General features: G+C 61.6%; 16 protein-coding genes. 10 read left to right on the plus strand and 6 right to left on the minus strand.

All coding sequences use genetic code 11. The features are described 5' to 3' along the window. The first annotated feature begins 198 nt into the window (after positions 1 to 198). The 4 genes from CKW11_RS04560 (at position 199) to paoC (ending at position 6192) form a co-directional block, all read left to right on the plus strand. Positions 199 to 1953: an L-lactate permease gene (locus tag CKW11_RS04560; protein WP_095136773.1), complete on the plus strand. Its 1755-nt coding sequence runs from the start codon at positions 199 to 201 to the stop codon at positions 1951 to 1953. A 470-nt stretch (positions 1954 to 2423) separates the two neighbouring features. Continuing rightward, positions 2424 to 3047: an aldehyde dehydrogenase iron-sulfur subunit PaoA gene (gene paoA, locus CKW11_RS04565; protein WP_095136582.1), complete on the plus strand. Its 624-nt coding sequence runs from the start codon at positions 2424 to 2426 to the stop codon at positions 3045 to 3047. Further along, on the plus strand, positions 3044 to 4000 hold the full coding sequence (locus tag CKW11_RS04570) for a xanthine dehydrogenase family protein subunit M (protein ID WP_095136583.1): 957 nt from the start codon (positions 3044 to 3046) through the stop codon (positions 3998 to 4000). The genes paoA and CKW11_RS04570 overlap by 4 nt, the downstream gene beginning before the upstream one ends. Continuing rightward, positions 3997 to 6192 carry an aldehyde oxidoreductase molybdenum-binding subunit PaoC gene (gene paoC / locus CKW11_RS04575; protein WP_095136584.1) on the plus strand — a complete coding sequence of 732 codons (2196 nt, stop codon included), beginning with the start codon at positions 3997 to 3999 and terminating at the stop codon, positions 6190 to 6192. Before CKW11_RS04570 ends, paoC begins: the two co-directional genes overlap by 4 nt. Positions 6193 to 6287: 95 nt before the next feature. On the opposite strand, the gene CKW11_RS04580 is transcribed toward paoC, so the two are convergent. Next, positions 6288 to 6719, minus strand: coding sequence for a cupin domain-containing protein (locus tag CKW11_RS04580; RefSeq protein WP_095136585.1), 432 nt, complete (start codon positions 6717 to 6719; stop codon positions 6288 to 6290). Between the two features lie 198 nt (positions 6720 to 6917). Here CKW11_RS04580 and CKW11_RS04585 point away from each other — a divergent pair, with 198 nt between their 5' ends. Next, positions 6918 to 7811, plus strand: a complete 894-nt coding sequence (locus tag CKW11_RS04585) for a LysR family transcriptional regulator (RefSeq protein ID WP_095136586.1) — start codon at positions 6918 to 6920, stop codon at positions 7809 to 7811. A gap of 360 nt (positions 7812 to 8171) precedes the next feature. On the opposite strand, the gene CKW11_RS04595 is transcribed toward CKW11_RS04585, so the two are convergent. Further along, entirely contained in the window at positions 8172 to 9131 is a 960-nt protein-coding gene (locus CKW11_RS04595) for an aldo/keto reductase (RefSeq protein WP_177439970.1), read from the minus strand. Between the two features lie 112 nt (positions 9132 to 9243). On the opposite strand from CKW11_RS04595, the gene CKW11_RS04600 reads away from it, so the two are divergent. From CKW11_RS04600 to CKW11_RS04620, 3 genes are all read left to right on the plus strand, one after another. Next, complete coding sequence (locus tag CKW11_RS04600) at positions 9244 to 10017, plus strand: alpha/beta hydrolase (protein WP_095136589.1); 774 nt, start codon at positions 9244 to 9246, stop codon at positions 10015 to 10017. A 523-nt stretch (positions 10018 to 10540) separates the two neighbouring features. Then, a complete protein-coding gene (locus CKW11_RS04610) occupies positions 10541 to 11407 on the plus strand; it encodes a CAP domain-containing protein (protein ID WP_095136591.1) in 867 nt (288 codons plus the stop codon). 608 nt (positions 11408 to 12015) lie between these two features. Continuing rightward, positions 12016 to 12447: a nuclear transport factor 2 family protein gene (locus CKW11_RS04620; protein ID WP_095136592.1), complete on the plus strand. Its 432-nt coding sequence runs from the start codon at positions 12016 to 12018 to the stop codon at positions 12445 to 12447. A 165-nt stretch (positions 12448 to 12612) separates the two neighbouring features. Here the strand turns inward: CKW11_RS04620 and mqo are convergent, their stop codons facing one another. Together mqo and CKW11_RS04630 are read right to left on the minus strand one after the other, a co-directional pair. Beyond that, positions 12613 to 14259, minus strand: coding sequence for a malate dehydrogenase (quinone) (gene mqo / locus CKW11_RS04625; protein ID WP_095136593.1), 1647 nt, complete (start codon positions 14257 to 14259; stop codon positions 12613 to 12615). Between the two features lie 447 nt (positions 14260 to 14706). Next, the gene (locus tag CKW11_RS04630; RefSeq protein ID WP_095136774.1) at positions 14707 to 16320 is read right to left on the minus strand and encodes a methyl-accepting chemotaxis protein; all 1614 of its coding nucleotides are present in this window, start codon (positions 16318 to 16320) and stop codon (positions 14707 to 14709) included. 186 nt (positions 16321 to 16506) lie between these two features. Here CKW11_RS04630 and CKW11_RS04635 point away from each other — a divergent pair, with 186 nt between their 5' ends. Next, a complete protein-coding gene (locus CKW11_RS04635; RefSeq protein WP_025111286.1) occupies positions 16507 to 16821 on the plus strand; it encodes a DUF2388 domain-containing protein in 315 nt (104 codons plus the stop codon). Positions 16822 to 16889: 68 nt separating this feature from the next. Continuing rightward, positions 16890 to 17312 (plus strand): hypothetical protein, encoded by a 423-nt coding sequence (locus tag CKW11_RS04640; protein WP_095136594.1) that lies wholly within the window; start codon positions 16890 to 16892, stop codon positions 17310 to 17312. On the opposite strand, the gene ligD is transcribed toward CKW11_RS04640, so the two are convergent. Further along, on the minus strand, positions 17313 to 19931 hold the full coding sequence (gene ligD / locus CKW11_RS04645; protein WP_095136595.1) for a DNA ligase D: 2619 nt from the start codon (positions 19929 to 19931) through the stop codon (positions 17313 to 17315). Between the two features lie 17 nt (positions 19932 to 19948). Further along, entirely contained in the window at positions 19949 to 20902 is a 954-nt protein-coding gene (locus tag CKW11_RS04650; RefSeq protein WP_095136596.1) for a class I SAM-dependent methyltransferase, read from the minus strand. Between the last annotated feature and the right edge of the window lie 5 nt (positions 20903 to 20907).

Below are 20907 nucleotides of genomic sequence, written 5' to 3' on the forward strand. Positions count from 1 at the left end.
CGCTGCCCGCGCCTTCAGGACGCAGTGCGCGCAGCCGCTGATACGACCGGTCAAAAAGACTTTGATTCACTGACCGGGCACGACCGTTGATCGGCCCGCCGCCTGCATCCGGGCAGCGGCGAAATGCCACCTATACTGCTGCTTACCGACTCCCACGCAATGGATCTGCGCCTCGATAACAACAAGCAGAGGTGGATCATGGTCTGGCAGCAAATTTACGACCCGTTCGGCAACACGCTGATCTCCACGCTCATGGCCGCGGTGCCGGTGGTGGTGATGCTCGCGGCGCTGGCGTTCTTTCACGTCAAGGCGCATCTGGCCGCACTGTTGGCGTTGGCTTCGGCCCTGCTCATCTCGATCTTCGCCTTCGGCATGCCGGCGAGCATGGCCGGTTCAGCGGCGCTGTTCGGTGCGGCCAATGGTTTGCTGCCGATCGGCTGGATCGTGCTCAACATCATCTTTCTGCATCGCCTGACCACCGAGAACGGCTCGTTCAAAGTGCTGCAGGATTCCCTGGCGCGAATCACCGATGACCGGCGTTTGCAGTTGCTGCTGATCGCCTTCTGCTTCGGCGCGTTTTTCGAAGGCGCGGCCGGGTTCGGTACGCCGGTGGCGGTGACCGGGGCGATTCTGATCGGCCTCGGTTTTTCACCATTGGCCGCCTCGGGGCTGGCGCTGATTGCCAACACCGCACCGGTGGCGTTCGGCGCGCTCGGTACGCCAATCATCACCCTGGCCAAGGTCACCGGACTGGACGAAATGGAGCTGTCGATGATGGTCGGTCGACAGCTGCCGTTTTTCTCGGTGCTGGTGCCGTTCTGGCTGATCTGGGCGTTTGCCGGATGGCGCAAGATGCTGGAGATCTGGCCGGCGATTCTGGTGGCCGGGGTCAGCTTCGCGGTGCCGCAATTCCTCGTGTCGAACTACCACGGGCCGATGCTGGTGGACGTGATCGCCGCGCTGATTTCCATGGCCTGCCTGACGTTGTTCCTGAAAGTCTGGAAACCGGCGACCGTTCACACCTCGGCAGCGCTGTCCGGGCGGGTCGACAACTCGAAAGTCGAGGAAGAGAAAGTCACCGCCAGCGCAGCCTTCAGCGATCAGGCACGCCCGGCGGTGATGCGCGCATGGATGCCATGGATCATCCTCACCGTGTTCGTGTTTGCCTGGGGCACTCAGGGTTTTAAAAACATGTTCGACACCCGTCCGGCGATTGATCCGGTCACGCAATCGGCCAAGCTCGATCCACAGGGCAAACCGCTGCGCGAGGCCAACCCGATTTTCGCTCCGGCCGTGACCTTCACCAATCTGCACCTGCAAATCGAAAAAGTCCCGCCGGTGGTCGCGGCGCCAAAAGCTGAAGAAGCGGTCTACAAGTTCACCTGGCTCACCTCCACCGGCAGCGGCATCCTGCTGGCGGCGATTGTCGGCGGTTTGCTGATGGGCTATTCGATCCCGCAACTGATCAAGCAATACCTGCGCACGTTGTGGGTGGTGCGCTTTTCGCTGATCACCATCGCCGCGATGCTGGCGCTGGGGTTTCTTACGCGTTATTCCGGACTGGACGCCACCATGGGTCTGGCGTTCGCCGCGACCGGGGTGTTCTACCCGATGTTCGGCACCCTGCTCGGCTGGCTCGGCGTCGCGTTGACTGGCTCGGACACGGCCTCGAACGTGCTGTTCGGCGGACTGCAACGGGTGACCTCGGAACAGCTGGGCATCAGCCCGGTGCTGATGGCCGCGGCCAACAGTTCCGGCGGGGTGATGGGCAAGATGGTCGATGCGCAATCGATCGTGGTCGCCTCTACCGCGACCCGCTGGTATGGGCATGAGGGCGAGATTCTGCGCTACGTGTTCTTCCACTCGATCGTGCTGGCCATCTTGGTGGGCGGGCTGGTGACATTGCAGGCGTATGTGGCGCCGTTTACTTACATGGTGGTTGGCGGGCACTGATGTCGTTTGGGAGGGCCTCTTCGCGAGCAAGCCCGCTCCCACATTTGGACTGCATTCCTCTGTGGGAAGAAACTCTTTCCACACCAGGATTGCATTCCCCGTGGGAACAAACCCATTCCCACATTTGGAATGCATTCCCCGTGGGACAAACCCATTCCCACATTTGGAATGCATTCAATGTGGGAGCGGGCTTGCTCGCGAAAGCGGTGTGTCATTCAACCCATAGGCGAACTGTTCCGACGCCTTCGGGAGCAAGCCCCCTCCCACATTGATAGGCATGCCCCCCAAATTTGGCTATGTGTCGATCAGAAGATTGATGAGCCATGCGCATAACTCTATAGCGAAAATCCGCAAAAACCTTTTCCCCTCCGCGCAGGTCATTCCAAGAACGAGACCGGTAAACATGCCGGCGCGCCCGAATGGGCCCTTCAATCCCTGCCGTCCTGATTAAGCCAGAGAGGAATCTAAGCATGACGATTTCCCGACGAAGATTCCTGATCCTCGGCGCGGTGACCGCCACCGCGTTTGCAATGCCCCCCTTCATTAGCCTCAAGGCCTACGCGGCCAGTCTGGAGCAACCCGCCATGGCCAAACTGACGATCAACGTCAACGGTAAACCCCAAGCCCTTGAGGTCGACAACCGCACCACCCTGCTCGACGCCCTGCGCGAACATCTGCATCTGACCGGCAGCAAGAAAGGCTGCGACCACGGCCAGTGCGGCGCCTGCACGGTGATCGCCGACGGCCGCCGAATCAATGCCTGCCTGACCCTGGCGGTGATGCACGAAGGCAGCGAGATCACCACCATCGAAGGCCTCGGCATGCCCGACAATTTGCACCCGATGCAGGCCGCGTTCATCAAGCACGACGGCTACCAGTGCGGCTATTGCACGCCGGGGCAGATCTGCTCGGCGGTGGCGGTGCTCAAGGAAATCCGCGAGGGCATCCCCAGCCACGTCAGCCCCAGCCTGACCGAAGCCCCGCAACTGATTGCCAGCGAATTCCAGGAACGCATGAGCGGCAACATCTGCCGCTGCGGCGCCTACTCGAACATCATCGAAGCCATCACTGAAGTCGCGCAGGTGCCAGCATGAGAGCGTTCAATTACAGCCGCGCCGACTCCCCTGCCGCAGCCGCAGCGCTGGCGGCACAGGTCGAAGGCGCGAAGTTCATCGCCGGTGGCACCAACCTGCTGGACCTGATGAAACTCGACATCGAGACCCCGCTGCACCTGATCGACGTCAACCACTTGGGCCTCGATCAGATCGAAGCCACGCCTGAAGGCGGATTGCGCATCGGCGCACTGGTGCGCAACACCGATCTGGCCGCTGACAGCCGCGTGCGCAAAGACTACGGACTGCTTTCCCGTGCCCTGCTCGCCGGGGCTTCCGGCCAGTTACGCAACATGGCGAGCACCGCCGGCAACCTGCTGCAACGCACCCGCTGCCCGTACTTCTATGACGTCAATCAGGCGTGCAACAAACGCCAGCCCGGCAGCGGCTGCGCGGCGATTGGCGGGGTCAGCCGGCAATTGGGGCTGATCGGTGTCAGTGACGCCTGCATCGCCACCCACCCGAGTGACATGGCAATTGCCATGCGCGCCCTCGACGCGCAGGTTGAAACGGTGAAGCCGGACGGCAGCACCCGCAGCATCGCCATCGCCGATTTCCATCAACTGCCGGGCAACACGCCGAACATCGAAACCAGCCTCACGCCCGGCGAGTTCATCACTTCGGTAACCCTGCCCGCCCCGGTTGGCGGCACGCACATCTATCACAAGGTGCGCGATCGCTCGTCGTACGCTTTCGCGCTGGTATCGGTCGGTCTGATCCTGCAAAAGGACGGCAGTGGCCGCGTGGCGGTCGGCGGTATTGCGCCGAAACCGTGGCGGGTCGAAGACGCCGACGCGTTGCTGCCCAAAGGCGCAAAAGCCGTCAGCGAGCGCCTGCTCGACGGTGCCACGCCAACTCACGACAACCAATTCAAACTGACGCTGGTCGAGCGCACGCTCGGCTCGGTGTTGGCGCAAGCGAGGGATGAAGCATGAAGTTCGACACGCCCGCCACCACCAACCCGATTGACCAGCTCAAGGTCGTCGGCAAACCCACCGACCGCATCGAAGGCCCGCTGAAAACCAGTGGCCAAGCGCCCTACGCTTACGAGCAACATCAGGCCGTGGCGAATCAGGCCTACGGTTTCATGGTCGGCTCGGCCATCGCCAAGGGTCGCATCAGCCACATCGATCTCGACGCCGCCGAAGCCGCGCCCGGCGTGCTGGCCATCGTCACCGCCGCCAATGCCGGCAAACTCGGCAAAGGCCAATACAACGCGGCGCCGCTGCTGGCCGGGCCCGAGGTGCAGCACTATCATCAGGCCGTCGCGCTGGTGGTCGCCGAGACCTTCGAACAGGCCCGCGCCGCAGCGCAACTGGTCAAGGTCGATTACGTCGCGGCCAAAGGCGAGTTCGAGTTGGCCAACGTGCGCGACCAGGGTGTCGAAGACGACGAGTTGCCCGACGTCACCCACGGCGATTTCGACAAGGCCTTCGCCGCCGCGCCGGTGCAGTTCGACCAGACCTACACCACTCCCGATCAGTCCCACGCGATGATGGAACCGCACGCGACCCTGGCCGCGTGGAAAGGTGATCATCTGACCTTGTGGACCTCCAATCAGATGATCGCCTGGAGCGTCGGCGACGTCGCCACTACCCTTGGCCTGCCCAAGGAGAACGTGCGCCTGATCTCGCCATACATTGGCGGCGGCTTCGGGGGCAAACTGTTCATTCGTTCCGACGCGATCCTCGCGGCCCTCGGTGCGCGCCTGGCCAACCGCCCGGTGAAAGTCGCCCTCGCCCGCCCGCAAATGGCCAACAACACCACCCACCGCCCGGCCACGATCCAGCGCATTCGGATGGGCGCGACGGCGGACGGCAAGCTCAGCGCCATCGCCCACGAAGGCTGGTCGGGCAACCTCAAGGACGGCAAGGTCGAAGTCGCCGCGCAGCCGAGCCAGTTGCTTTATGCCGGGGAACACCGCCGGGTGACCATGCGCCGGGCGCCGCTGGATCTGCCCGAAGGCAATTCCATGCGTGCGCCGGGTGAAGCGCCGGGGCTGATGGCGCTGGAAATCGCCATGGACGAAATGGCCGAGCAGCTCAAGCTCGATCCGGTGCAGTTCCGCATCCTCAACGACACCCAGGTCGATCCGGTGAAAACCGAGCGTCCGTTCTCCCAGCGGCGTCTGATCGAATGCCTGCAGACCGGCGCCGAGAAATTCGGCTGGAACCAGCGCAACGCCACACCCGGCAGCCGTCGCGAAGGTCGCTGGCTGATCGGCATGGGCGTCGCCGCCGCGTTTCGCAACAACCTGCTGCTGAAGTCCGGCGCCCGAGTGCGGCTGGAGCGCGACGGCAAGGTCACGGTGGAAACCGACATGACCGACATCGGCACCGGCAGCTACACGATCATCGCTCAGACCGCGGCCGAGATGATGGGCGTGGACCTGGCGGATGTCAGCGTGCATCTGGGGGATTCGACCTTCCCGGTGTCGTCCGGCTCCGGTGGCCAGTTCGGCGGCAATTGCTCGACCGCCGGGGTGTATGCCGCGTGCATGAAACTGCGTGAAGCGGTGGCCGGCAAACTGGGCCTGAGCGGCAGCGACGTCGAGTTCGCCGACGGTCAGGTGCGCGCCGGCGGCAAGACCCTGTCGCTGCGTGATGCGGCAAAAGATGGCGTGGTCGAGGCCGAGGACAGCATCGAATTCGGCGACCTCGCCAAGCAGTATCAGCAGTCGACTTTCGGCGCGCATTTCGTGGAGGTTGCGGTAGATGCAGCGACCGGCGAAGTCCGCGTGCGGCGCATGCTCGCGGTGTGCGCGGCGGGACGAATCCTCAACCCGAAAGCCGCGCGCAGCCAGGTGATCGGCGCGATGACCATGGGCGTCGGCGCGGCGTTGATGGAAGAGCTGGCGGTGGACAAGCGGCTGGGCTTTTTCGTCAATCATGACCTCGCCGGATACGAGGTGCCGGTGCATGCCGACATCCCGCATCAGGAGGTGATTTTCCTCGACGAAACCGATCCGATTTCATCGCCGATGAAAGCCAAGGGTGTGGGTGAACTGGGGATTTGCGGCGTGAGTGCGGCGGTGGCGAATGCAATCTACAACGCCACCGGGGCGCGGGTGCGTGAGTATCCGATTACGCTGGACAAGATCCTCGATTCGTTGCCGGAAATGATCTGACTCGTCCACCCCCTGTAGGAGCTACCGCAGGCTGCGATCTTTTGCTTGAGAAGCTAAAGTCAAAAGATCGCAGCCTTCGGCAGCTCCTACAGAAGTCAGTGTGAATACTGCTCAGCACTCACCTGCTCCATCCACTCCACTACTTCACCCTCCAGCACCTCGGCAATCGCAATGTGCGTCATCGCCGTGGTCGGCGCGGCGCCATGCCAGTGCTTCACCTGCGGCGCAATCCACACCGTATCGCCAGGGCGGATCTGCCGAACCGGCTGACCCCACTCCTGCACAAAACCTGAACCGGCGGTGACGATCAGCGTCTGACCCAACGGATGGGTATGCCACGCCGTACGTGCGCCGGGCTCGAAGGTCACCGTTGCGCCGCTGACACGCGCGACATTGCTGCCCTTGAACGGCGCGTCAATACGCACAGTGCCAGTGAACCAGTCTGTAGGGCCTTTGGCTGAGGGTTGTGAACCATTTGTGGTAACAGTTACCCCCGGGGCGTGCTCAGTATCAGCAATCGAATTCATCGCAAAACTCCAGATTTATACAGAATCTCCCTGTAGGAGCTGCCGCAGGCTGCGATCTTTTGATCTTGATCCTGAAAAACAACATCAAAAGATCGCAGCCTTCGGCAGCTCCTACAAAGGAACTTGCGTCACTTTAGCGAGCCGTACTCTTCAGATAATCGACTAGAATTCGAAAAAACTTATGCAGGACTCTCATCAATGCTTCGAGAAAACGCCAGTGACCTGCTCGCCTTCCTCGCCGTGGCCCGCGAGCGCAGTTTCACCAAAGCGGCAGCCAGACTCGGCGTCTCGCAATCGGCGCTCAGCCATATCATTCGCGCCCTTGAAGCGCGTCTGGGCCTGCGCCTGCTGACCCGCACCACCCGCAGCGTCTCCCCTACCGAGGCCGGCGAACATTTACTGCAAACCATCGGCCCGCGCTTCGAAGAGATCGAACAGGAACTGGCGGCCCTGAGCAACCTGCGCGAAACCCCGGCCGGCCGGATCCGCATCAGTGCCACCGATCATTCGCTGAACTGGCTGCTGCGTCCGGTGCTCAAGGAATTCCTGCCGCAGTACCCGGACATCGCCGTCGAGGTGATCTGCGATTACGGTTTCGTTGACATCGCCGGACAAGGCTTCGACGCCGGCATACGCCTGGGCGAAGACGTGGCCCAAGGCATGATCGCCACGCGCATCGGCCCGGACATGCGCATGGCGGTGGTCGGCTCCCCGGCCTACTTCGCCAACCGCACTCGCCCGGAAACACCAAGAGATTTGACTGACCATGCCTGCAACAACCTGCGCCTGCCCACCAACGGCGGGCTCTACACCTGGGAATTCGAGAAGGGTGACGAAAGCCTCAAGGTGCGAGTGTCCGGGCAAGTCACGCTGAACGGCGTCTACCCGCTGCTCGACGCCGCACTGGATGGTTTCGGCCTCAGCTACATTCCGGAAAACATCGTCGCGCCGCATCTGGCCGACGGGCGTCTGGTGCAAGTGTTGGCAGACTGGTGCCCGACGTTTGCCGGTTACCACCTGTACTACCCGAGCCGACGCCAGGCGGCGCCGGCGTTTGCGCTGTTGGTGGAGGCGTTGCGATATCGCGGCTGAAAAACCTGCCGGGACCTATCATTTTTTATAGCAACCCGCCGCCCCCCATTGGTCTTTCGCTATTTTGATCGCGGCCTTCAGAGAGCTGGCGGTGACAGTAGTAATTTGCCCACGCTGCATTCCAAGACAGATGTATTCGGCACTCGCGGCGTACGCGCCCACTGACATCAACAGAAGGCATACCGCAACGCAACCGACGAGCCTGTTAGCTGAAACGTTCATGATCTGCCTGCTTTATTCAAGCCGGTGAATCTGCATGATCATGTGCTGGGGTCGCCCTTCCAACTGTCAGACCTGACAGTCTTTCAGACGCGTTCGCGATAAAGCTGCGCGTTAAAGCTTTGATCTGTCACAGTTGGATCAGCCCAATAGCGCAATCAACTGGTGGCGCTGCGCATCGGTGAGCATCGGCCCGAACCCGGCGCCGGCGTTGTCAGCCATATAGCGTGGGTTGCCGGTACCGGGAATCACGCAGGTCACCGCCGGGTGTGACAGCAGGAACTTCAGCGCCAGTTGCGGCCAGCTGTTGACCTGCACGTCCGAGATCCAGGCCGGCAACGGCTTGCCCTTGAGTCGGGCGAGCAACTCGCCACCGCCAAAAGGCCGATTGCAGATCACCGCCACCCCGCGTTCACGGCACAGCGGCAGAATGCGCTTCTCCACACCGCGATCATCGAGGGCGTAGTTGATTTGCAGGAAGTCGAGTTGTTCGGCCTTGAGCAACGCTTCGACTTCATCGTAGGCCGACGGCGTGTAATGGGTGATGCCGATGTAGCGAATGCGCCCCTGTTCTTTCCATTCGCGCAGGGTTGGCAGATGGCTCTGCCAGTCCAGCAGGTTGTGGATCTGCATCAGGTCGATGCGCTCGGTGCGCAGCAGACGGAAGGACTGCTCCATCTGCGCGATGCCCTCCTCGCGCCCGCGTGTCCAGACCTTGGTCGCCAGAAACGCGGGTGAACGCGGTTCGTGGATCGCCAGCAGCTCGCCAGTGACTTGCTCGGCGCGGCCGTACATCGGCGAGCTATCGATCAGCGTGCCGCCCTTTTTGAACAACTCGTCGAGCACTGCTGGCAATGATTTGTAAGGCGGATCGCCGGGGGCAACGTCGAAGCTGCGATAAGTGCCCAGGCCCACCACGGGCAACAGCTCGGAGCTGGAAGGGATGGCGCGGGTCTGCATGGTCTGGTCTCCTGCCTGGCTCGGCGAAGTGGCAGTCGGTGTGGTGGCAGTGGCCAACGCCCGGTCAAAGGTCAGGACCGCCGAAACCCCGGCAGCCAGCGTGAGCAAGCGGCGACGGGAGCAACCCTCAGTGTGGCTCATGCTGGTTCCCCTGCTGCGTGAATCTGTTGCACGTTGTGTGCGACGGCGCCCCGTCCAGTCCGCTGGACTACACTGCGACAGCGAACACCCGCGCCCCGTTAAAGTTAGTCGAATGCCCAGAAAACTGATGTCACTCGTCGCCCTGCTCGTCGCCCTCTACCTGTTGCTGTGTGCAGCGCTGTTCGTGTTTCAGCGTTCGCTGATCTATTTCCCCCAGCCTGACAGTGCCGTGACTGCGGCAGATTCGCGGTTGAAACTGGCGATGCCGGATGCCGATGTGTGGGTGACCGTCCGCGAACACGCCGGGCCGAAAGCGCTGATCTACTTTGGCGGCAATGCCGAAGATGTGTCGCGCAACCTGCCTTCATTCAGCGCAGCCTTCCCCGACTACGCGGTGTACCTGCTGAACTATCGGGGTTTCGGTGGCAGCGGCGGCTCACCTTCGGAAGAAGCGATTGCCGAAGATGCGCTGGCGCTGTTTGATCAGGTGTACGCCAGCCATCCGCAGATTGCCGTGATCGGGCGCAGCCTGGGTTCCGGGGTGGCGGTGCGGCTGGCGAGTCAGCGCCCGGCGAACCAGCTAATACTGGTGACACCGTACAACAGCCTCGAAGAACTCGCCGTCCGCCAATACCCGTGGTTTCCGGTCAGATGGTTGCTGAAGGATCGCTACGAGTCGGGCCGCTATGCCGCGCACATTCAAGTGCCGACTCTGCTGCTGGCTGCCAGCGATGACGAAGTGATTCCACGGGACAGTACGCAGCGGCTGCTGACGCATTTCCCCAAAGGCGTGGCGACGCTGCGGGTGGTGCCGGATTCGGGGCATAACTCGATTTCCGAGCGGGTGCAGTATCTGCGGTGGATGCAGGAAGTAATTGATCGCTGATAGCCGATTATTGCGTAGGCTGAACTGGCCCCTTCGCGAGCAAGCTCGCTCCCACCTTGATAATGCAATCCCCTGTGGGAGCGGGCTTGCTCGCGAAGACGCCAGTGCCGACAACACCAATCCAGGATTGCCCTGCCCTCCTTTTGAAAGTGCGATCCCCTGTGGGAGCGAGCTTGCTCGCGAAGGCGCCAGTGCCGACAACACCAATCCAGGATTGCCCTGCCCTCCTTTTGAAAGTGCGATCCCCTGTGGGAGCGGGCTTGCTCGCGAAGACGCCAGTGCCGACAACACCAATCCAGGATTGCCCTGCCCTCCTTTTGAAAGTGCGATCCCCTGTGGGAGCGGGCTTGCTCGCGAAGGCGCCAGTGCGGACAGCACAAACTCCGGCTCGCCTGCCCCGCATCAGCCCTGCAAAAAAGCCAGGTGGCCAGCATGAACCAAGTCTCAAAAGCCCAGTCCTAGTGGCGCCGTATTCCGCGGCCGCCCACTTCAGCACTGTCTTTTTCCCTGAGTCTGCCGTCCCATGCGCCATGTCGTTCGCTCATCACGCTTCGTTTCGCTGTGCCTGCTGATCCTTGCCCCACTATTCACCGAGACCTCGCACGCCAGCGAAGAGCGGCAACTGGCCGCCGCGATCAACGACTATCGCGCCCATCCGCAACGTTGCGACCGCCGCCCTGCCCAGCGCCTGGCGCCACTGTCGCTGAAATCGAATCTGGCGTTGCCGATCGGCTATGGCTACGGCGGTGGCTTGCGCGAGAGGTTGAAATCTTCGGGTTATTCGGCGGTGGCAGTGCGCAGTATCCGCATTGTCGGTGCCGAGGATGCTGAGGAAGCCTTCGAACAGCTGCAAGACAGCCACTGCTCCGCCCTGCTTGACGCGCAGTACGCCGACATCGGCGTCAGCCGCTCCCGCGGTGAATGGCAAGTGGTGCTGGCGCGACCGGTGCTCGACAGTCGTGTCGGCGACAACCGCAGCGTCGGCAAGGCCTTGCTTGCGGAGGTCAACGCCGCACGGGCACGCCCACGGATGTGCGGGCGCCAACGCTTCGCCGCCGCCCGCCCCCTGAGCTGGAACGCCGCGCTGGGCGCCGCCGCACAAGGCCACAGCAAAGCCATGGCCTACGGCAACTACTTCGCCCATCGCGACCCGGACGGCGATATGCCGGCAGATCGCGCCCGGGCGGCGGGTTATCGAGGTCGGCAGATCGGCGAAAACATCGCCGCCGGGCAGAGCTCACCGGGCAAGGCGATGGCCGGATGGCTGGCCAGCCCCGGGCACTGCGCCAACCTGATGAACCCGATGTTCACCCAGGTCGGCGCCGGGTTCGCCAGTGAGGCGCGCAGTGATGAGGGGGTTTATTGGACGATGGTGTTTGGTGCGCCTTGATTCGCTTGAGAGATTTTCAGTGACGCTACTGGCCCGTTCGCGAGCAAGCCCGCTCCCACACTGGATCTGTGTTGTTCACAAATCCATGTGGGAGCGGGCTTGCTCGCGAAGAGGCCGGTACATACACCCTCAATCGCTTGCGCCGCCTCCCGGTTCAGTCCAGTTCGGTGTGATGCGAGAAATTACAGCGCAGTAGAAACAGTTGCGCCCTTCGACAAAAAAGGGCGCTGGAGTCTGGTGTAAAGCGGCCGGGGTTCAGACCGGAGATATCGTCGCGAGCATTCCGATCAGAATGGTCAACGTCAGAAACCCACCGAGGAAAATCGCCATCTTGTTCATGCTGCTCTCCTTAATGTTGAGCTTGCGGTGCACCGGGCGCTTCGGGATGAAGGGCTGCCGCGGGTGACCGAAATGCCGGGCTATTCTGAGCGCCTGACTGAACCGGTTACAGAGGCAGATCCAGCAGAAAAATACGGATCAGATGCCAATCTGATCCGTTCCGCCGATGCTCTGGTATTCAGATCGACACACAACGGTTCGTGATCCGCCGCTTTGAACTAGAGTGATTGCCGTCGCGCGAAGAACAACAACAATTCCAGGAGTGGTCAATGTCCGAACTGAACCTGCACGCCAACGCCGCCGAATCCCTGAAACGCTGGCACGAGATGATCCGCACCGGCAACCTCGAGGCCTTGCCCGAACTGCTCGACCCGAACGCGGTATTCCGCTCGCCCATGGCCCACTCGCCTTACCCCGGCGCGCAAGTGGTGACGATGATCCTCAGCACCGTATGCAACGTGTTTGAAGACTTCAAATACCACCGCGAACTGGCGACTGCCGATGGCTTGAATGTGGTTTTGGAGTTCAGTGCCAAGGTGGGGGCAAAAGAGTTGAAGGGGATCGACATGATTCGCTTTGATGAAAGCGGGAAGATTGTCGAGTTCGAGGTGATGGTGCGGCCGTTGAGCGGCTTGCAGGCGTTGGGCGAAGAAATGGGCCGTCGGCTTGGCGCCTACCTGGCAAACGCAAAACAAGTGTAGGAGCTGCCGCAGGTTCGGGCCGCGATCGGACGATCTTTTGACTTTGATTTTTCAAAAACAAGATCAAAGATCGCAGCCTTCGGCAGCTCCTACAGGGGAGTGGCACCACAAAAAAGCCCACTGACCGTTACCGGTTCAGTGGGCTTTTACGTATCTGGCGTCTAGTTACAGCGCCATGTCACGTGCAGCATTTTCCTTCGGCGCTTCAGCTTTTTCAGCTGCAGGTGCAGCCGGAGCAGCAGCCTGACCGATCACCGGTGGAGTCGGCAGTTCGAGGATCTTGGCGGTGTACGCCCACTCTTGTGCCACTTTGGCCGGATCGCTGTTCAGCTGAGTGCCGTAGCTTGGCACGATCTGGTGCAGCTTGGCCTGCCACTCAGGGGTGGCGACTTTGTCTTTGAAGACTTTCTGCAGCACGCTCAGCATGATCGGTGCAGCGGTCGACGCGCCTGGCGATGCGCCCAGCAGGCCGGCGATGGAGCCGTCTTGTGCAGCAACGATTTCGGTGCCCAGTTTCAGCACGCCGCCAGCGGCTTCATCACGCTTGATGATTTGCACGCGCTGGCCGGCTTGCCACAGGCGCCAGTCTTCGGCTTTGGCGTTCGGGAAGTATTCCTTCAGCGCGTTCAGACGGTCTTCATCCGACAGCATCAGTTGACCGGCCAGGTACTCGACCAGCGGGTATTCCTTGATTCCGACCTTGGTCATCGGCCAGATGTTGTGGGTGGTGGTGCTGGTCAGCAGGTCCAGGTACGAGCCTTCTTTGAGGAACTTGGTGCTGAAGGTCGCGAATGGGCCAAACAGGATGACGCGCTTGCCGTCCAGAACACGGGTGTCCAGGTGCGGAACCGACATCGGCGGTGCGCCAACCGAAGCTTTACCGTAGGCCTTGGCCAGGTGCTGCTCGGCGATGGCCGGGTTATCGGTCACCAGGAACGAGCCGCCGACCGGGAAGCCAGCGTATTCCTTGGCTTCAGGAATGCCCGACTTCTGCAGCAGGTGCAGAGCGCCGCCACCAGCGCCGATGAACACGAACTTGGCGTCGGTTTCGGTTTTGGTGCCGTCTTTCAGGTTTTTGTAGCTGACGCGCCAGGTGCCGTCTTCGTTCTTGGTGATGTCCTGCACTTCGCTGGACAGTTTCAGATCGAAGTTAGGCTTGGTCTGCAGGTAAGCGGCGAACTGGCGGGTGATTTCGCCGAAGTTCATGTCGGTACCCAGCGGGCTCCAGGTGGCCGCGATTTTCTGGTTCGGGTCACGCCCTTCCATCATCAGCGGGACCCACTTCTTGATCACAGCCGGGTCTTCGGAGTACTGCATGCCGGCGAACAGCGGGCTCGCTTGCAGGGCTTCGTAGCGCTTTTTCAGGAACTTGATGTTGTCATCGCCCCACACGAAGCTCATGTGCGGAGTGGTGTTGATGAACGAGCGAGGGTTCTTCAGAACGCCTTGCTGAACCTGCCAGGCCCAGAACTGACGGGACACCTGGAACGCTTCGTTGATCTCGACAGCTTTCGGGATCGTCACGTTGCCTTTGTCGTCTTCCGGGGTGTAGTTCAGCTCAGCCAGCGCCGAGTGACCGGTACCGGCGTTGTTCCAGCCGTTGGAGCTTTCCAGGGCGACGCCATCGAGGCGCTCGACCATTTCCATCGACCAGCTTGGCTCCAGCTCATTGATCCACACACCCAGGGTGGTGCTCATGATGCCGCCGCCGATCAGCAGAACGTCGACTTTCTTTGCTTCTGCAGCATTGGCGGACGACATCCCCATCGCCAAAGCCAGCCCTAGCAAGGCTGTGTTCACTTTCTTAAACATCCGTTGCACCTATGATAAAACGCCTTCCGCCCGCCGCTGTTATCTGTATGCGATCCGCTTTGATGACGCTCAGGCTCGCGTCGCAGATTCCGGCACACTTCAATTTTGACGGGTGGGCACACAAGGCCGACGTACCGCATCGACCTCAGTTAATGTCCCTTCTGAACTGACTTCTTATCATTATTGGCTTCAGCTACTTGAGCGACAGGGATTCCGTCAGCCCGCCCCAAAGGCAGGCAAACCGAATAAGGTCAAACCAAGTTGGCGCGAAGAATATCACGTCAGGGCAAACCCGCGCGTCTGTTCCCGACTTGAGAGTCTTTTTCCGCTTTGGACGTTATCGGCCGGTTTGGGCTGAACATGATCCCGAAACCTGTGATGGCTGGGCTGGCCCCATCGCGAGCAGGCTCACTCCTACAGGGAATGGGGCTGCTCGCGATGGCGGCACTACAAGCGAAACCGGTCCACCGACAACGCCAACGCCCCCGCCAGACTCGACAACTCATCGGTAGTATTGGCCGTCTGCCCGATCACTTTGCTGTTGCCCTCGGACATCCCGGCGATCATCTCCACCTGATGGGCGATTTCGTTGCTGGCATGACTTTGCTCGCCGATGGTGCGGGTGATGTCGTTGACCAGTTGCGTGGTGCTGAGGGTGGCGTCGAGGATTTCGCGGATCGCCCGTTCGACTTCGGCCGTGACCGCCATGCCCTTGTCGACCTGGGCCACGCCGGCCTCCATGCTGCTGACCGCCTCGCGGGTGCTGTGCTGGATGCGCGCGACCATCGCGGCGATTTCCTGGGTTGAGGCGCTGGTGCGTGCCGCCAAGCTGCGCACTTCGTCGGCAACCACGGCAAAACCCCTCCCCTGCTCGCCAGCCCGCGCGGCTTCGATGGCCGCGTTGAGCGCCAGCAGGTTGGTCTGGTCGGCGATGCTCTTGATCACCTGAATGATATTGAAGATGCCTTCGGATTCCTGATCCAGCGTGCGGATGACCTGCGCCGACTGTTGCGCCGAGCGGGCGATGTCGTCCATGTCGCTGACCACCTGATGGATCACCTGCCCGCCGCTCTTGGCCAGCGACTCGGCCTGATTGGCCATGCCCAGCGCGCGTTCGGCATGACGAGTGATTTCCTCGATGCTGGCGGTCATCTGGCTGGCGGCAGCGGCCATGGTGCCGGCGGCGGCGCTTTGCTGCTGACTGCTGTCGGCGACCTGATGGCAACCGTGACTCAACTGCTCGCTCATGCCGCTGACGCCATGGGCGTTGCGCCGCACGACGTCGATCATGTTGCGCAGGTCGCGCTGCATCGTCGCCAGACTGCGGATCAGCGTGCTGGCCTCATCCTTGCCGGGCGGTTCGCTGATCGGCTCGCTGAGGTTGCCGTGGGCGATGCTTTGCGCGATGTGGTTGGCGGACTTCAGGGGCCCCATGATGCTGCGGGTCACCCAGCGCCCCTGCGCCAGCAACAGCAGCAGACCGGCGAGCAACACCACGCCGAGGGCAATGTTGGCATTGCGAATGGCGCTTTCGGTGGCCTGACTGGTGTCGCGGGTATTGCTTTCGATCAGTTCGCTGAGGGCGGCCATCTGCTCTTCAAGCTCAGTGAAAGCAGTGTTGAACGTGCCCAGCTCCCGTTGCGCGCTGTCCGGGTTGTCCAGTGCCAGGCCGACAATGCGCTCGGCCGCCGCAATGTAGGTGTCCAGGCTGGGTTTTATGTGTTCCAGCGCAGACTTGATCGTCGGGTTGACTGGCAATTTGAGGTTTTCTTCCAGCACTTCGCGAAAATGCGTGGCGTGCTCGCTGATCGAATCACGCACCTCGGCGGCCGTGCCGGTGCTTTTGCCCAGGCCGACCAGCATCGCCGAGTACACGTCGGCCCTCAGCGCGTCGTGCATCATGTCGGCTTCCATGTGATTGCGCAGCGCGGTCATGCTCACCGCGTTGTCGTTCACCGCCGCGGACATGCGCGTATTCCCCACATAGCTGACCAGACTCACGATCAGCGCCGTCAGCAGGCTGGTTGCTATCAGCAACAGCAAACGCAATTTGATCGACACCGTGAGTTCCTCCATGAGGCGCGCCGAATGCGCCTGTCAGGATTTCAGTTAAGCTTATTTGTGCAGAAGTGCCGCTTCAGAGCGTTTCAGCAAGTATCCGCGCGTTCGACGGAACTCCGGCAAAGGTCGCACCTCTGAGATTATGTAGTCTTCCTTTTTGCTTCGCGCTTGTGGAGGAACACCGTCATGCGCAAGTTAGTGCTCGTTTCTTCTCTCCTGCTCTGCCTCCCTGTCGGCTCGGCGCTCGCCCGTGTCGATGCCGGCGATGTCGCCACCTCGGCGGGTGTTTCCGCGTCGCTGTACTCGACCTTCAAAGATCACAAAATGGTGATCCCGGCGCGCGACGACCTGTCAGCGTTCGTCGCCAGCGGCGGGGCCATCCGTGGGGTTTATCTGGAATCGGTGCTGCAACAGGTGCGTCACGATAACCCCGGCCTCAATGCCAGCGATGAAGATCTCGCCAACGCGATTCTGGTGCATTACGAAGGCCTGAATCAGTAATTCCCAGGGACGCAGCGGCCGATGGACGGCAGCTGAAGGCGCATAGGCAAAACTGTCCGACGGCCTCTATGATGGAGGCCATGACGACTCTTGCACCTGCTGCGCCTTTGCGCTCACCCTGCCCGCCCGGCGCCTGCAATTGCGGGCGCGAATCGTTGCTGGAAACGCCCGGCACCGATCTGCGCATTCTGCGCCTGACCCGCGAGCAGGAAAAAATCCTCTTGGCACGTCTGGAACAACTTAAAGACCTTGCGGACTTGCGGCATCTGCAACAGCGCATGCACGAACAGTTGGGCCTGCGCGTGGAAGTTGCTCCGGGGTTTCATGAGGTGCGCAGCATGCTCGGCATCGAGATTCAGATCGAGGCACTGCCGGGGCTGTGCCGCAAGACGCGCAAGTCCATCCCGGCCGCGATTCGCCGGGGCCTGAACAACCACCCCGAAATCGCCTTCGAACTGCTCAACGCCCACGACTTGCTGCGCGATACCTGATCAGCGTTTCATCCCGACCCGTTTGCGCATCTCTGCGGTGATGCTTTGGCGGGTTTTCTTCATGTCGGCCCACGGCTCATCGCCGACATCGTTCAAGCGCTCATGGACATTGCTGATGTTCCACTGATTGCCGCCCTTGATTTCACCCACTTCTTCGCGAAATAGCGGTACCGACACCGGCAGGCCCTCACGGGTACGCGCGGCATAGGTACAAATAGTGGTGGCGCCCAGACCGTTGCGCAGGTAATCGATAAAGATTCGCCCGACACGATTTTTCGGCCCGGACACCGCTGAGAAACGTTCCGGCAACAGCTTGGCCATGTGACTGACGATCGCATGGCTGAAATCCTTGACCTCGTCCCAGCCATGCTTGCGGGTCAACGGCACCACCAGGTGAATGCCCTTGCCGCCACTGGTCTTGAGAAAGGCCTTGAGCCCCAGTTCATCCAGCACGGTGAGGGTCAGTGCGGTGGCTTCGACCATGCTTTTCCACGGCAGCGCAGGGTCAGGGTCGAGATCGAGGACGAAGCGGTCAGGCTTGTCCAGATCGACGGTGGTGGCGTTCCAGGTGTGCAACTCGACCGTGCTCATCTGCACTGCGCCGATCAAGGCTTCGGCGTTGTTAATCAACATCACCGGTTGCCCGGTAACGTCCTTGTCCAGCGTGGTGATGCCGGGAATCGCCAGGCGCTCGGCGTTTTTCTGGAAGAACAGCTCGCCGGCAATGCCGTCCGGCGCCCGCACCAGCGCAACCGGGCGATCCTTGAGCTGCGGCAGGATCCACTCGGCGACGCTGGCGTAATACTCGGCGAGTTGCATCTTGGTGGTGCCGCTGACCGCATCGATCACCCGATCGGGGTGGGTGATGCGCACCTTGCCGCTGGCCAGCCCCAGCTGGGACGGCGCCGGTTCGGCTTTCTTCGGCTGAGTGGCTTTCTTTGATTCTGCAGTTTTCTTCGTCGAGGCAGCTTTTTTCGACGGGGTGGCTTTCGCTGAAGTCTTCACGGGTTTCGCGCGCTCCTCGGTAATTGACTTGGCCGGTTTGTCATTGCGCAGCCCATGGAACACAGCGTGGCGCACCGAACCGTCCTTGGTCATTTCGGCGAATGCCACTTCTGCCAACAGATTGGGTTTGAGCCAGTGCACACCTTTGGCCTCGAAGCCGCTCGGCGGATTGACCACGGCAGCCTTCTTCACCTGCAACGGCTTGAGCTGAGCGAGGATGCTTTTCAGTGTGGTTTCGTTGAATCCGGTGCCGACCTTGCCGGCATAGCGCAACTCGCCACTGTCGCGATCATGCAGGCCCAACAACAACGCACCGAAAGCACTGCGCGCACCTTTCGGATCGGTGTAGCCGACAACCACGAATTCCTGCCGATGTTTGCACTTGAGCTTGATCCAGTCACTGCTGCGCCGTGACACGTAAGGCGAGCCGAGGCGTTTGCCGATCAGCCCTTCCATCTGCATCTGGCAGGCGCTGTTGAGCAGCGCGTCCGGTGTTTCATCGAAGGCTTCGGAGAAGCGCAGCAACGGCTGTTCATGCCCACCGAGTACCGTGGACAACGCCGCGCGGCGTTCCTCGACCGGCACCTCACGCAGGTCGACGCCGTTGAGATAGGGCATGTCGAACAGGTAGTACATGATGCTGGCGCTGCGCCCGACTTCGAACGCGTTTTGCAGCGCCTGAAAGTCCGGCACACCGTGTTCGTTGGCGACCACCATTTCGCCATCCAGCCATGCCGATTCCAGCCCCAATTCGGCAAGCGCTTGCGCCTGTTGCGGCAGTTTGTGCGTCCAGTCGTGGCCGTTGCGGGTGAAGAGTTGCACCTGATCGTGATCGATGCGCGCCATGATCCGGTAACCGTCGAACTTGATCTCGTAACTCCACTGTCCTTCGGGTGCGCTGTCGACCAGAGTCGCCAGTTCCGGTTTGAGCTGCGCCGGCAGTTTGGCCTTGCGCGCACCGGTGAGCGTCCCGGACGCCGCCTTGCGCGGTTTGGCCGGGGACTTCTTCACTGGCTTGGCTTGCTCGGCGGCGAGCTTGGGTTTGCTGATCAGGGTACGTTCGCTGAGCACGCTATCCGGCTCGGCGCTGAGCACGTCGTAGTCGTCTTGCGGGCGCGCGGCGCTGTCCTGATGTTTGATCAGAAACCAGTTTTCCTTCTTGCCCGGCATGTGCGTGCGCACCAGGTTCCAGATCCCGGAGAGCTTTTCGCCCTGCAGCTCGAACTTGAGTTTGCCCTTGGCGTAAGCCTTGGCCGGATCCTCCAGCGGATTCCACACGCCACGATCCCAGACAATCACATCGCCGGCGCCGTAATGCCCTTCGGGGATGCTGCCCTCGAACGTCGCATAATCCAGCGGATGGTCTTCGACGTGCACCGCCAGGCGCTTGACCTTGGGGTCGAGCGACGGCCCCTTGGGCACCGCCCAGCTCTTCAGTGCGCCATCGAGTTCCAGGCGAAAGTCGTAATGCAGGTGCGAAGCGTCGTGCTTCTGAATGCAGAACTGCAGCGCATGTTCAGTGGCCTTGCTGCGGCCACGGCGTTTGACGGCGGCGGGCTCCGAGGTCGCCGAGAAATCGCGCATGCGGTTGTAATCGTCGAGGTTCCTGTTCATGGCGCACCTGCCTTGTGTCAGCCAATGCGGGTCACGGTCAGCGCGACCACGGCGATCCGGTCCACGCGCTGGTAACCGGGGTTCAACAACTCTTCACCGAACACGTCAGGATCCAGTTCGCGATAGGTCCAGCCGAATCGCGTCGAGTCCAGGCGTGGCACCACCGTGTCGAAAAACGGATCACGACCATCGACCATCGCTACCCCGGTGTACAACAGCAACGCGCCACCGGGCGCCAGTCGATTGAGCGCCTGCTCGACGATGCGCAGCGACAACCCCGCACCGAGCGAGCCACCGCCATGCCGATAAGCACGCCCGGCCGGATCGGCCATGTACGGCGGGTTGGCGACGATCAGATCGAAGTTGCCTTCAGTGCCCTGCAGTACATCACTGGCCAGCACCTCGACATTGGCGACCTCGGCCAATGCCGCATTGATCGCGGTCAGGCGCAGCGCGGCGGGATTGATGTCCACCGCAAGCACCTGCGCTTCACGGCGCGCGCGGGCAATCAGGATTGCGCCGACGCCAGCGCCGCAGCCAATGTCCACCGCACGCTGAATCGGCGCGAAGCTCTGTTGCAGATGCGCGTGAATCAGTTGCGCGAAACGGTAGGTGTCCGGGCCGAAAAACACCGAATCGGCGGCATCGGTGGGAAAGCCGGAATGCACGAACAACAAGTCATCCAGACTCGACCAGCGCACCCGGCTCTTCAAGCGGCCGTCGTAGACGTCAATCACTTGTGCCTCCTGCAATTGCCGCTGTTCGTCAGCGGACAACAGCCCCGGTTCAAACGGGCGCGACCAGCCGAACACGTCGCGCAGGGTATCGGCCACCTGCCCTTCGTCACGCTGGTTGACCCGCTGGTGGGTCAACGGCGTCGGCGTGATGAAACGGTAGCCGTCGGCCTGCAAGCGTCGGCCGAGTTGCAGCAGCGTCAGGTCGTTGGCGGACAGTTGTTCTTCCTGATTCATGGAGA

Source organism: Pseudomonas sp. Irchel s3a10 (assembly GCF_900187525.1).
In the GTDB taxonomy this organism is placed as follows: domain Bacteria; phylum Pseudomonadota; class Gammaproteobacteria; order Pseudomonadales; family Pseudomonadaceae; genus Aquipseudomonas; species Aquipseudomonas koreensis_G.